The 13,864-nt window shown below is 39.0% G+C and carries 6 protein-coding genes; 2 read left to right on the forward strand and 4 right to left on the reverse strand.

Annotation, left to right across the window (positions count from 1 at the left end; genetic code table 11):
• Window positions 1-410 precede the first annotated feature (410 nt).
• Window positions 411-2,051 (reverse strand): hypothetical protein, encoded by a 1,641-nt coding sequence (locus AC4G3N_RS03305; RefSeq protein ID WP_491089713.1) that lies wholly within the window; start codon window positions 2,049-2,051, stop codon window positions 411-413.
• Window positions 2,052-2,343: 292 nt separating this feature from the next.
• Between AC4G3N_RS03305 and AC4G3N_RS03310 the strand changes: the two genes are divergently transcribed.
• Window positions 2,344-3,519 (forward strand): ROK family protein, encoded by a 1,176-nt coding sequence (locus AC4G3N_RS03310; RefSeq protein ID WP_491089714.1) that lies wholly within the window; start codon window positions 2,344-2,346, stop codon window positions 3,517-3,519.
• 252 nt (window positions 3,520-3,771) lie between these two features.
• Here AC4G3N_RS03310 and AC4G3N_RS03315 read toward each other — a convergent pair whose 3' ends face one another.
• Entirely contained in the window at window positions 3,772-4,209 is a 438-nt protein-coding gene (locus AC4G3N_RS03315; RefSeq protein ID WP_139891619.1) for a VOC family protein, read from the reverse strand.
• 113 nt (window positions 4,210-4,322) lie between these two features.
• Window positions 4,323-5,150: a KPN_02809 family neutral zinc metallopeptidase gene (ypfJ, locus tag AC4G3N_RS03320; RefSeq protein ID WP_066107798.1), complete on the reverse strand. Its 828-nt coding sequence runs from the start codon at window positions 5,148-5,150 to the stop codon at window positions 4,323-4,325.
• A 255-nt stretch (window positions 5,151-5,405) separates the two neighbouring features.
• Here ypfJ and AC4G3N_RS03325 point away from each other — a divergent pair, with 255 nt between their 5' ends.
• Window positions 5,406-5,696 (forward strand): hypothetical protein, encoded by a 291-nt coding sequence (locus AC4G3N_RS03325; RefSeq protein WP_066107799.1) that lies wholly within the window; start codon window positions 5,406-5,408, stop codon window positions 5,694-5,696.
• Window positions 5,697-5,981: 285 nt separating this feature from the next.
• Here the strand turns inward: AC4G3N_RS03325 and AC4G3N_RS03330 are convergent, their stop codons facing one another.
• A complete protein-coding gene (locus tag AC4G3N_RS03330) occupies window positions 5,982-13,499 on the reverse strand; it encodes a Cna B-type domain-containing protein (protein WP_491089715.1) in 7,518 nt (2,505 codons plus the stop codon).
• Window positions 13,500-13,864 lie beyond the last annotated feature (365 nt).

Below are 13,864 nucleotides of genomic sequence, written 5' to 3' on the forward strand. Positions count from 1 at the left end.
CCCGTTGCTGGCTAAATAATGTTCCGGATGCTATTTTTTATTGAATTCTAACTAGTTTGCCAGTTTTCAAGAGGTAATTCCCTCTATTAGGCCGATATAAGGCATAGAATTCAAATAATCAAGCCGATTTCTATTATAATTGCGCGAATTATTAGCATAATTGAGCGAAATTTCTCATAATTGACCGATTATAACCATAATTGAGCGGAAACGGCTTGGAATTGAGCGAATCTCATTTTTATGAGCGAAATTATAAGCATTCGAGCGAAAATTTTACCGATTGAGCGCACATAACAGTGATTGAGCGAATCTATCAAACTATACTCTGATTCCCCTCTCTTTAGACGACAAAACAGAGATGTCGATCAGCCCCCGAAAGACTAATCGAACATCTCTTATTAGTATCCCGCTTAAAAATAAGCAAGCTGATATTGTTCATAATACAGCTCAAGTTCATCTACAGTAGTTTTATAAAGAGGCAGCGGATCAGTTTCATCCCCATCAAAAATAAAGTCTAAATCCTGGTCGCTTACTTTTTTGAACATGAAGGACGTATCCTCCACATCTGTAACCACTTTAATATATTCCGAGTCGGAGTCTTCTATGTTCAGTTCCAATACAAGCTCTTCCTCTTCATCATACATAACAAGATACCCCATATTACAATCGGCACCCGTAATGATTTCGAAAAAGTATGGACCATATTCCTCTCCATACCCATCCAACTTCTCCTCTTCCGTGCCCTCTACTCCCCAAATACCGTCTATATCTGCGAGAGATAATGTCTTGCTATAGACCAGCTGATTACCGTAATAAATCCTCGTATAGGAATCAGCATGGTCAAATGTGTGTAGTTCATCCGTGTCATGAACACTTACGGATTTTATTTGGCCATCCTCGGTATTGTAAACGACATGGTCCACATATGACACGAAACCGGTGACATCATCCGCTATTTTCTTTCCATCTAGAATTAAAGAATGATTAGCAGATAAATAAATAATTTTATCATCTACAATGGACCAGCAAAGCCGGCTGCTGGAATCCATCATCACATTGGGGGCAATTTCCTCAGGAACACCTGATTGTTTTACTTTATACATCGCCTGTGTCTCATCTAAATAATAGATATCATCATTGAGTATAAAGAAGTCCACAACTCCCTCTGCGAGTAAATCAGATTTCTGATCTTCCATCTGCTTCATAAGCAATTGCTGGTTTCCATTTAAATAAATATAGGAATCTTCCTTCATTTCATAATCGAGAACATCAGAAGCGACTCGAACTGGTTCATTTTCAGCAGATAGGCTGTAAAGCTCCCCTATATCACCCTGATAATCTGCTAAATAGGAATAGTGCCCAGAATCATCAACCTGAAATCCCCCGTAATCATGGCTATCTGCATGAAGATGGACATTCTCAGTCTTTTCTAAATCCCTGATGTATAATTCACCATCATCCGTACTGATGAGTAACCTGGTACCACCCTCTGATTCCTGGAAATTAACCACCTTTGAAGCGATTTTTTCTTCACCGCTATCTTTTGTAAAGATATATAAGTCCATATTTTCATTGATATAGAATAATCGTTTACCGTCTATAGATAATCTGTATTGGACAATATCTGAACGAACTTTCCGAGGTTTACTCTCATCAAAGATCACGTATAACTGATTATTTTCATCAGTCAAATAGGCAAGAGTGCTCTCATCAAAGGAAAGCAGATACGGTATTCTACTGGCAGAAACCTGTTTAGCTATTCTTTTTTTCTCCCCATCTTTATAGCTGTACAAATCATCGTCACCATTTATATACATGAGCCCGCGATGCTCATCCCGATAATGAATCGTATCCTCCCTAACATTTGAATCAACCTTTTCGATATCAGACTCATGTTCTTTCATATACAGGTCCGTACCTTTTAACATAACATACGCATCATCATTCACTTCATGCTCCCGATAAGTGGAAGTACCATTCTTGTCCGAACAACCTGTAAGAACAATCAATAAGCATAGAGAAAGCAACATCGATGGTATCTTAATAGCCAAAGAACTCCCCTCTTCCAAATATATTAATAGATAAAAAAATTATATCATAATAATAATTATTATTTTAATATTATAAATAATTATAATATTACATTCTCGTTAGAATGCAGAGGTTCCTGAATGATTAAATATCGCGCCTTACCCATACCAGTCTTTATGAAAAGCCTCTACACATTTTTTGATCATCTATTTCGTTACATTTAGCTTACATTCCTCTGGCGGATGAACTTGTTTTTTGTTTTGAAAGAGTATGGTATAACTATCAATAGAGATAGAAAGAAGGAGTATAGATATGAAGTGGAATCAGCAAACCATTAAAATCAATAATAAACTAAAAATATTGGAGTCCATTCGAGATAATGCACCTATATCAAGAGCTGATTTAGCGCAAAAACTCGGCCTGACAAAGGGCACGGTCTCCACCCTTGTCAACGAGCTTTTGGAAGCGAATATCTGTTATGAAACGGGGCCAGGGGAATCGAGTGGCGGCAGGCGTCCGGTCATGCTTCTTTTTCAGCATTCGGCTGCTCATGTGATTGGTATTGATATTGGAGTGAATTACATACTTGGCGTTCTTACAGACCTTAATGGCAACATCATTAAAGAACTCAAACAGCCAGCTATGAATCCAAACTATGACGAAGCTGTACAGATTATAAATGAGTTAATTCGTTCTCTCCTCACTTCAGCTCCTGCTAGTACATATGGCGTTGTTGGGATTGGGCTGGCTGTTCCAGGAATGGTAAACATAGACGGGGAACTTCTGATCGCTCCTAATTTAGATTGGAAACAGAAGCAATTAAAGAACCAAATCCAGGACGAATTTAATCTGCCTGTCATAATCGAAAATGAAGCAAATGCAGGTGCCTTTGCGGAGAAAAAAATAGGTCCCGGACAATCATCAAACAATACGGTTTATATAAGTGCCGGAATTGGAATAGGAGTTGGAATGATTTTAAACGGTGAACTCTACCGTGGTTCTAATGGGTTTGCCGGTGAAATGGGCCATATGATTATTCAATATGATGGATTACCATGTTCATGCGGAAGTAAAGGATGCTGGGAATTATATGCTTCTGAAAAGGCATTGATTAAAAAGGCTTCCACCCTACTTCCATCAAGTGAAGAATGGACGCTCGAAAAATTAATTGAACAAGCAGAGAACAATAAACAGATACAAGCAATCTTTACAGAAACAGCAAAGTACCTTGGAATCGGTATTGCCAGCATTGCGAACACGTTGAATCCCGATCAAATCATTATCGGAAACCGCCTTGCTATGGCAAAAGATTTATTGAAAAATGAAGTTGAACATGTTGCAGGAGAATGTGCACTGGACGCTTCCAAATCCCAGCTGCAGATTCAGTTTTCCAATTTATCTATCTATTCAGCTGCTCTTGGAGTCTCAGCCTTCGCAGTTGAAAATTTTGTCCAATTGGTTTGTAAACAATCAAAGGTTAACCTATAAGGTTGGCCTTTTTTATTGCCTCCCGTAACAAAGTGGATAAGAATGTTTAAGCAGAAGTAAATTCTATGGTCAGACTGGAAGAAAACATTTAGACTAGCAAAATCCAATTCTAAAGGTACCCATACAGTCAAAAGAAAAATCACACAAAAATGAACTGTATGAGCGATTACCGTAACGTAGAGCCAGCAATATCGGTTCCAAGGTAACTAAAGTTTTTTTGTACCTATAAAGGTAGATTAACATCCTCCAATTCTATTCAATAACCAACATGTTGGACTCATCAAATTGCCACATCTCACCATATGCCACTTCCCAATAATATCCGTCCGGATCTGTAAAATAACCTCCATATCCGCCCCAGTCTGTCTTTTCAGGCTGTTTCACAATTTTTGCGCCAGCCTGCTCCGCTTTTTCCATAACACGGTCTACCTCCTCGGCTGATTTCGCATTATAGCCTAGCGTAATTCCTGAAAAAGCAGAAGTTAAATTGGGTGGATTACTCTTATCAAGATCACGCGCTAAATCCTCCAATGGATACAAGGAAATACGGGACCCTTCATTTTTAAAGAAAATAACATGCGGACTAGATTTCGGACCAATCATGGACATGTCAAAGCCCAATTCTTTATAAAACCGATGGGATTCTATAATATTCCTTGTGCCAAGCGTTACTAAGTTTAGACGATTCATTTTTTCTCCTCCTAAATGGTTTACTCTATTAGTTCGATATCGATTATTCTTTTCCTGTTTAAAATAGATAAAAACAAAAAACCTGCTTCGCGAAGCAGGCCTTCTTTTCTTCCTTATGGATTTTTCACATTAAAGGTGTCCCCATCCTCTAAATTCCCGGAATTAAATCCTTTTTTAAACCAGCGCATCCGCTGTTCAGATGAACCATGAGTAAAACTCTCCGGAACCACATACCCTTGAGCCCTTTTTTGGATTGTATCATCGCCAACAGCACTGGCTGCTGTGATAGCCTCCTCCAAATCCCCTTCCTCAAGTAAATCCATACTCTCTGCATGATGAGCCCATACACCGGCTAAATAATCAGCCTGTAATTCAAACCGTACTGAATAGTCATTAGAGCTTGTACGCTGCTGATTTTTGTCGGTTTCCAATAAGGTTTGTACATGGTGGCCGACTTCATGGGCGACAACATAGGCCATCGCAAAATCACCCGGTGCTTGAAACTCCCTTTTCAGCTCATTATAAAAGCTTAAATCTATGTAAAGCTTATGATCTCCTGGGCAATAGAATGGGCCAACAGATGACCCAGCCGTTCCACAGGCTGATTGAACACTGTCATTATAGATAACGAGAGTAGGCTCTTCATATACCAACCCTTCTTCTTTAAAAAGCTTAGTCCAAACCTTCTCAGTATCAGCTAAAACGACTGATACAAATTCAGCGAGTTCCTCTTCTTCCTGCGTTCCAACATACTCAGTATTTGTAGTATTGGTAGATGTTCCTCCTCCCAGCTGATTCAATAGTTCAGCAGGATTTCCACCTAGAAACGTAATCACCAACAATAGTATAATACCGCCAATCCCACCGCCGATGATCCCTTTACTGCTCATCCCTCTGCGGTCTTCCACGTTTGTACTGGCCCTTCTGCCTTTCCATTTCATACAATACCCTCCCAATCCTCTCTAATCCTATCTATTGCTTATACCCATAATTAAATGGAAGTAATTCATCGGATTGGTAGATTAGCTTATTTCATATCTGTAATATAGATGGGGCAAATCTCTCACACTGTTCATGCTTTCTAGTAATATTTTATTATTTTCTTTGAAAATTATTAAATTGAGTACTAATTTACAGCAAAGGGTATATATTTTATATAAAGAAGTATAAAAATCAATGATAAAGGATGTTTAAAGATGAAAACATTCAAGGTTGGTAATCCCGTATTTATTATGGAAAAAGGCGAAAAGGTAGAAGGGGTCATTGCCCAAATTGACAATACCAGGCAAACAGCTACTGTCTATTTCAGAAAACCAGTTTATAACCTAAGGAAAAGAACATTTCGGTACGATTATCTCCACAGCTTAGACGAAACAGCCCTAGAAACGGACGACTACTTAGACCTTATGAACCTGGCCAAGTCTTTGGGCCAAAAAGAACTTTACGAAGATTTTATGACAGACTTAAGAAATCTTAATACACACTAACCCCGGCTTACTAATCTCACATCTTAAGATTTACACCTCTACTAAACAATCTACTATCATAAATAGAAATTATATTACCTTCTAAATTTAATAGAGATATTTTCTACCTAAGCAGGACAAGGATTAGTAAGCTGGAATCATTATTATAAAGTCAATTTTTATATAAAATCGTCTTAGAGTGGATTACCATTAATACAACATTCATAAAATAAGAAAAACCAGCTTGAGGGAATTAATCCACCCAAGCTGGTTTTCTATTAATTAGTATTCGCTTATTCTGAAAGCTTAGTGTTTTCTTTTCCAAACATACAAGCCGCTACCAGCGATAAGGAATACACCTAAAACCAACAGAATATTTAATGTAGATTGGCCAGTTTTAGGATTTTCAATGAAGTTTTGTACTACTTCAATAATAGTTGGTTCTTTAGGATCTGGTGTAACAACTGCAGCATCCTCTTCAGATACTGTAACTGTTACAGAACCTTCCTCAACTATTTCCTTGCCATCGATAACCACTTTTGCTACCGCAACGTTCGTTAATTCTCCTACGTTTTCAGTAGTAGCCACATGTTTGACTGTAAATGTTTTAGTTTTGCCAACTTCAAGTTTCTCGATGACAGTATCAAGACCAACCATTTCGTCGACTACCTTCACATCAGTCAAGGCTTTATTGCCTGTGTTGGTTACATTGATTGTGTAAGTGATCGTTTCCCCAACTTTAACCTCTTCTTTATCAGCGGTTTTATCCACTTCTAAAGCGTAAGTTGGATCGACTATGATCGTAGCTTCATCAGATACCGGATCCATTTCCACACCGTCTACAGTTGCTGTAATCACGTTTGTATATGTTGTATCAGCAAGGTCTGTTTCTGGAATGACATAGGTAGCTGTGAATGTAGCTGTTTTACCAACTGCTAAATCAAAGCCATTTTCGGTATCATAGCCTTCTAATTTCAATTGATCAATATTGTCATCTCCATCTTTACTGAAGACGTCTTTAAGAGTGATACGTTTTAAATCTACATTACCTGTGTTCGTAATAGTGATTGTGTAAGTAACAGTTTCTCCTGGTTTATATTGAGATTTGTCTGCTGTTTTTTCTACATCAAGGGCTGGAGCATCTTGCTCAGATACCTTAACGATTTCAGAACCTTCCTCAACTATTTCCTCACCATTCACAACCACCTTAGCTACCGCAACGTTTGTTAATTCTCCAATGTCTTCTGTAGCAGCCACATGTTTAACTGTAAATGTTTTCGTTTCGCCTGCTTCCAGTTTCTCAATAACCGTATCGAGATCAACCATTTTGTCCACTACATTTACATTAGTTAAGGCGTGTTTGCCTGTGTTCGTAACCGTAATGGTGTATGTGATAGTTTCTCCGACTTTAACCTCTTCTTTGTCCGCTTCTTTATTCACCTCAAGAGCGTAAGTTGGATCAACGATAACAGTAACTTCATCACTTATCTCCACATCGTCTACAGTTGCAATTATCACATTTGTGTATGTTGTATCCGCAAGGTCTGTTTTCGGAATCACATAGTCAACTTTGTACGTAGCTCTTTCGCCAATCTTAAGATTAATTGGACCTGTATAGCCTTCAAGTTCCAATTGTCCAATATTAGCATCGCCATTTTTACTGAAGATGCCTTTAAGTTCGATTCCTTCCAAATCAATGTCACCTGTATTCTTCACGGTGATTGTATAATGGATGGTTTCACCTTGTTTGTACTCTTGTTTGTCTGTTGTTTTGGACACTTCAAGACTAGGCGTTCCTTTGGTATTTTGGATTGGCATTTCAACTACAGATTGATCTTCGATTGTAACTGTCCATTTTTGTCCTTCTTTAAAAATATACCCTTTAGGAGCCTTCGTTTCTGCTAATTCATACTCTCCATATGGCAAGTTCTCAAAGAACGCTACCCCTTCTTGATCGGTAGTTAGAGTTTGGACATTTCCATCTTTATCTGTAAGCGTAAATTCTGCGCCTTCCAAGACTTTCTCGTCATCTGCAGAATCGATCTTAACTACTTTCAAGTCACCAACCGGCTCATAATGATTAGTGAAAGTTACTTCCGTTCTATTGTTTTCACTTACCACTATTTGACCTTCAAGTGCTTCTACGGATTCCTCCGCACCGCTGACTTGGTAGCTTGTTCCTAGATAGTTATAAGATTCGTTACTGTAAGCTTGATCAGGCTTAACTTCTTTGATGGTATACTTGCCAGGGTTCAAGCCTTTAAGTACCCTACTATCTCCGGCAGGTATGATGATTTCTTGCTCAGAATCATCTGGGCCTGTAATAATGAAGGTAAATTCAGCAGCATCCAAATGATCCTCAGATACTCCAGTCACCTCTTTATTCACCATTACGCTACCAAGCTCATAGCTGTTAGCGATGTCGAAATCCTTAATTGTTTCTTTGTATCCAGGAACAGGTTCCTCAGTCACAGTGTACTTGATTTCCTTACCACCAGCGTACTTGTCAAGATTTTTGAAGGTATACTTCCAGTTGCCATACTCATCTGGCGTCACGTTAACACTATCGACTTTCTTGCCGTTAGCCAGCAGATTCACCGTGATAGATTCTGGACGTTTACCATCCTGATCCTTGTTGTCATCCCATGTTTTTGTTCCAGAGATATCGATTTTCTCAGGTGTATGGGTGTTGGTGATGTTATAGCCATTTACGGTTGTCTTGTATTCTTTGACCTCTTCCTCGGTTAAAGTGTACTCGACTTCCTGACCTACCTTACCCACCTTATATTTCGGTAGGTTGGTGAAACTGTATGTCCACTCATCTTCTTCAGTGACAGTCTTGCTGTCAACTTTCTCACCGTCAGCCAATAGGTTCACCATGATGCTTCCAGGACGCTTACCATCTTGGTTGTTGGCATCATTCCATGTTTTTGTACCGGAAACGTCGATTGTTTCAGGATCATGGGTGTTGGTAACCTTAAATCCTTCAGCAGCATCTCCCGTAATCGTATCGGTATAGCCTTTTGGTACGTTAGACTCAACTACAGTGTAGGAAATCTCTTGACCACCATCCCTGTACACATCGAGTTGGGCAAAAACGCCAGTCCAATTATTTTCATCATTCAACTCAATTGTTTCGCCTGTGTCTTTACCATCCGCAAATAGACTCATAGTGACTTTATCCGGACGAACTCCATCTTGGTTGTCCGCGTCATTCCAAGTCTTATTCACTTTCACTGAAGTCTGTTTCGGCAGATGAATGTTATATACTTTATAACCTTCATTTGCATCTCCAGTGATAGTATCGGTGTAGCCATTCGGCACTTCGGGTTCAACTACCGTGTAGTCAATTAACTCTCCACTTTCCTTGTACTTATCAAGCTCAGTGAACGTGTAAGTCCAATCATTTTTACCATTCAATACAATATTCTTACCTGTCTTATTACCATCAGCCAACAGGCTCACTGTTACTTCCTCAGGACGAAGTCCGTCCTGATCATCTGCATCGTCCCAAACTTTGGTCACTTTTACTGATGTCTGCTCAGTATTGGTTATTACATAACCCTGAGATGCATCTCCAGTAATAGATACACGATAGCCTTCGACATCAGACTCAGCTACGGTATAGATGATTTTCTTTCCACCGTCCTTATATACATTAAGCTCGGTGAAAGTATTGGTCCAGTTATTATCAGGGTTCAACGCAACCGTCTGGCCTGTCTCTTTTCCGTCAGCCATCAGGCTCACCGTTACTTCCTCAGGGCGGTGTTTGCCCTCATTGTCCCCGTCATTCCAAGCTTTAGTCACCGTCACAGAAGTTTGCTCAGGTGTATAGGTATTAGTTATTGTCGTTCCTTCAAAATTGGTGCTATAATCTTCAACCCTATTCTCAGTTAGGCTATAGGCAATTTCATTTCCATTTGCATACTTATCAAGATTATTAAAAGTATACTCCCAGTTGTCCTCAGCCGTTACTGTAACAGAGTTGAGCAGATTACCGTTTGCCAACAAGTTAATAGTGACAGATTCTGGACGTTTTCCATCTCGATTGTCTCCATCATCCCAGATCTTCTTACCAGAGATAGAGGTTTTCTCCACCTCATGGGTATTGGTCAACTCAAATCCCTTGGCAGCATCTCCACTAATTGAAACCTCATAGCCTTCAACAGCGGACTCGGCTACGGTGTAGGTGATTACTTCCCCATTCTCATTGTATTTATCAAGTTTGAGGAATTTATCTGTCCAGTTATTTGTATCATTTAAATTAACGGTTTTACCTGTTTCGACTCCATTAGCTAACAAGCTCACCGTGATTTCGTCAGGGCGAATTCCATCCTGGTCATCCGCGTCATCCCACGTTTTCGTCACTTCCACTGAAGTCTGCAAGGTATTGGTTAACACATATCCATCGGTCGCATCACCGGTGATAGATACCTGATAACTATCCACTTTAGATTCAGCCACAGTGTAGGTGATTACTTCCCCATCCTTATCGTATTTATCGAGTTGGTAGAATTTACCTGCCCAATTGTTCGTATCCTTTAATTCAATCGTTTTTCCAGTCTCTTCACCATTAGCCAACAAGCTCACCGTTACTTTCTCAGGGCGAAGATTGTCCTTGTTATCGGCATCCTTCCATACCTTGTTCGCTTTTATTTCAGTCTGCTCCGTATTGGTTATCACGTAACCATCAGTCGCATTTACAGCGATAGATACTCGATAACCTTCGACTTCTTCTTCAACTACGGTGTAGATGATTTCTTTGCCCTCCTCATTGTATTTATCAAGTTTGAGGAATGCGGCTTTCCATTCATTTTTACCATTCAATTCAATGGTTCTTCCCGTTTCATCCCCATCAGCCAGCAAACTAACTGATACTTTTTCTGGACGAAGCTTGTCCTTATTGTTGCTATCATTCCATACCTTCGTTACTTGAACAGAAGTCTGCTCCGTATTGGTTATCACAAAACCTATGTTTGCATCTCCAGTAATGGATGCTCGATAGCCTTCAACTTCAGACTCAGCTACGGTATAGGTAATTTTCTTCCCGCCGTCTTTATACACAGGAAGTTTGGTGAATGTGCTGGTCCAATTATTCTCAGGGCTTAGCTCAACAGTCTCGCCAGTCTCTTCTCCATCAGCCAGCAGCTTCACGGTGACTTTGTCAGGGTGGAGATTGTCCGCTTTTTGCCCGTCATTCCATGCTTTGGTCACCGTCACAGAAGTTTGCTCAGGTGTGTAGGTATTTGTGATTGTCGTTCCTTCTATCTTAGTGCTGTAGTCTTCAACTGTAATCTCTGTCACACTATAGACAATTTCCGTTCCCTTCTCATACTTATCAAGATTATTAAAAGAGAACTCCCAGTTATTCTCAGCCGTTACTGTAACAGAGTTGACTGATTTACCGTTAGCCAGCAAGTTAATGGTAACAGATGTAGGTCGCTTTCCATCCTGATCGTTGCTATCATTCCAAATTTTCTTACCAGAGATAGAGATTTTCTCCACCTTATGGCTATTGGTTAACTCAAATCCAGCGGCAGCATCTCCACTGACTGAAACCTCATAGCCTTCAACAGCAGACTCGACTACTGTGTAGCTAATTTCCGTTCCATTTTCAGAGTATTTATCAAGCTCATCGAAAATAGCAGTCCAGTTGTTATTACTATCTAACTCAACAGTCTTACCCGTCGCATTTTCATTAGCCAGTAAGTTCACCGTTACTTTTGTAGGTCGAATTCCGTCCTGGTTGTTTGCGTCATCCCAAGTTTTCTTTACTTCCACTGAAGTCTGCAAGGTATTAGTTAACACATAACCATCGGTCGCATTACCAGTAATAGAAACCCGATAGCCATCGACGTCTTCTTCAACTACGGTGTAGTTGATTGCTTCTCCATCGCTCTTATATTTATTTAACCCACTAAAAGTAGCAGTCCAGCTATTCTCTTCGTTTAATTCTACCGTCTTTCCTGTCTCTTGTTTATCAGCCAGCAGCTTCACTGTTACGTTTTCAGGGCGTTTTTCCTGGTTATTGGCATCATTCCAAACCTTGCTGACATTGACGCTCGTCTTCTCTGGTCCAGTTATGGTTGTTGTAACTTCGTTTGTGACTGTATCATCGATTAGCCCAGAGTTACGAATAATATACTGATTCCCATTATCGAATAGTGATTCTTCCACGTTAACTGTGGCTTTAAAACTTATTTCAGCCCTACTATTAGCTGCCATTTCTCCAATTGGGATTGTTAGAACTCTAGAATCTTTATCATAAGTAGCAGTATTGATACGGTTTCCATTCAAAGTTATTGAATCTGTGTCTAATGATAATCCTGGATCAAGCGTATCTGTCAAAGTAACATTTGTTGCTTTCTTTTCACCTGTGTTTAATGCAGTGAAATGATACGTTAGCTCCTCGCCGTTTAAGGCTTCTAACTTATCGACACTTTTCTCTGCAGTTACATTAGGTTCAAATTGGATAGATGTCGTAATTTTTAAGTTAGACTGAGTTGTATGTCTTTCCATATAGAAAAAATCAAAATCGTAATCTTTTTCTTTTTCAAGCCCCAACGTACTAGCCATCTCATCCAAATCTATGGTAGCTTCTTGTTCGCTATGAACCCCACCCAAATCTATAGCAAGCTTACCGTTAATGAAAACCCACACGTCATCATCACCTATAAATGTAAACTTTTCCTTACCTTTATAAGTGAATTTTGTATGCATTTCCAGGGAGAAATGATAGTTGTGATGCCTATATTCATTTCCAAACAGCTGATCATCAATTGGATAAAAGTGGTTACTGTGATAACTATATGTTCCGTCACTGTTTTTATTCAGCGGTAAATATGCTGATAGTGACATATTATTCGCTGAATTATTGAATAACTCATCAAGTTTTGCATTAATTTGTTCATCTGTAAGACTTGGAGCATTATGGTAAAACATAAACCGTGTATAATCAATCATATTCTGATTAAAAACAGGCTTTTTATCTTCACCAATTTGTCCATTTACCATATTTTTTCTACCTGAAGTAGAATTTAAACTCATTTCAAATAGATACCCATCCGCCTTAAAATCACGAATCGTAATAGGTAGCCTAATGTCTCCACTAGCAGATAAATTCGCATTAGAATCAGCAAGTTCTCCGTCATTAGATGGTACGAATTCTAATGCCCTACTTGCTTTGGAAGATTTTGAACTATCTCCTCCAGTGGAACTATCCTCATTGTTTCCACTGTCTCGAACATTTTCCTCCAACTCATTTACCGCCAGAATATCAGCAGGTACATTTTCCGTTGTTTCTTCAGTTCCTTTTTCGTCCTTGTCTTCAGTTTCTTCCTCTGTAACTTCTGCTGATTCTTTTGGTACTTCAGTTTCATCAGTTGTCACTTCTGGTTCTGGTGATGTGACCTGAATCGCAACAGATTGAGTACCTCCGTTCTGAGCAGTTAGTTGCGGCATGTATTCACCTGCTGCATCAGCTGATACTTGCACTTTCACAACTTGGTTACTTTCTTCTTTCCAAGTAAAACTTAAGGATTGAGCATCTTTATTACTGATATCAATATTGTCTTGACCTTCAGTAAATTCCTTAATACTCAAACCAGTTGGTACAGAGAATGTTAATGTACCAGAATCTTCTCCACTGTCAGTAAGTGTCGCTGTTAGCATATCTCCTTCTTGAGCAGATGGATTGTCGAAACTAATTCCAACAGTTGCAATGTCAGCATTAACATACTGAGCTACCGGAGTTAAAACAGTTTGCACAAGAAGAAAAAGCAACGTCAGAATTGAGAATGCTCTTTTTCTCGTGCGTTTTTTCATGTAGTACCTACTCCGAGTCGATCTCATGATTCACACACCCTTATGAAGTTTTTTGGAGCAGCTTTTAAAGCTCTATCTAATCAACTTCGAAGAACATCTCCTTTCTTTTATATATGTTTATCAGAATAATATTATAAAATAATTAATATTCTAACAAACTATTCACTACTCTATAGTATCAATTTTTAAACAATTAAAACTAATGTAATTATTTACAATAGTTATATTAATATATTTTAAAGTGTTATAAAACTAAATATCAGCAAGCTCTTTAGATGGATAAGGCGTGGGGTTAAAGTGGGGTATTTTTTGAATTTATGTAGTTGGGACTCGATATTAATTTAAACCTAAAAAACCAGCTTAAG

This window comes from Bacillus sp. z50 (assembly GCF_058313585.1).

What these genes read in the sequence shown, in the direction of transcription:
- AC4G3N_RS03330 (WP_491089715.1), bottom strand. Translation starts at nt 13,499, where the DNA reads ATGAAAAAACGCACGAGAAAAAGAGCATTCTCAATTCTGACGTTGCTT.
- AC4G3N_RS03310 (WP_491089714.1), top strand. Translation starts at nt 2,344, where the DNA reads ATGAAGTGGAATCAGCAAACCATTAAAATCAATAATAAACTAAAAATA.
- AC4G3N_RS03325 (WP_066107799.1), top strand. Translation starts at nt 5,406, where the DNA reads ATGAAAACATTCAAGGTTGGTAATCCCGTATTTATTATGGAAAAAGGC.
- ypfJ (WP_066107798.1), bottom strand. Translation starts at nt 5,150, where the DNA reads ATGAAATGGAAAGGCAGAAGGGCCAGTACAAACGTGGAAGACCGCAGA.
- AC4G3N_RS03315 (WP_139891619.1), bottom strand. Translation starts at nt 4,209, where the DNA reads ATGAATCGTCTAAACTTAGTAACGCTTGGCACAAGGAATATTATAGAA.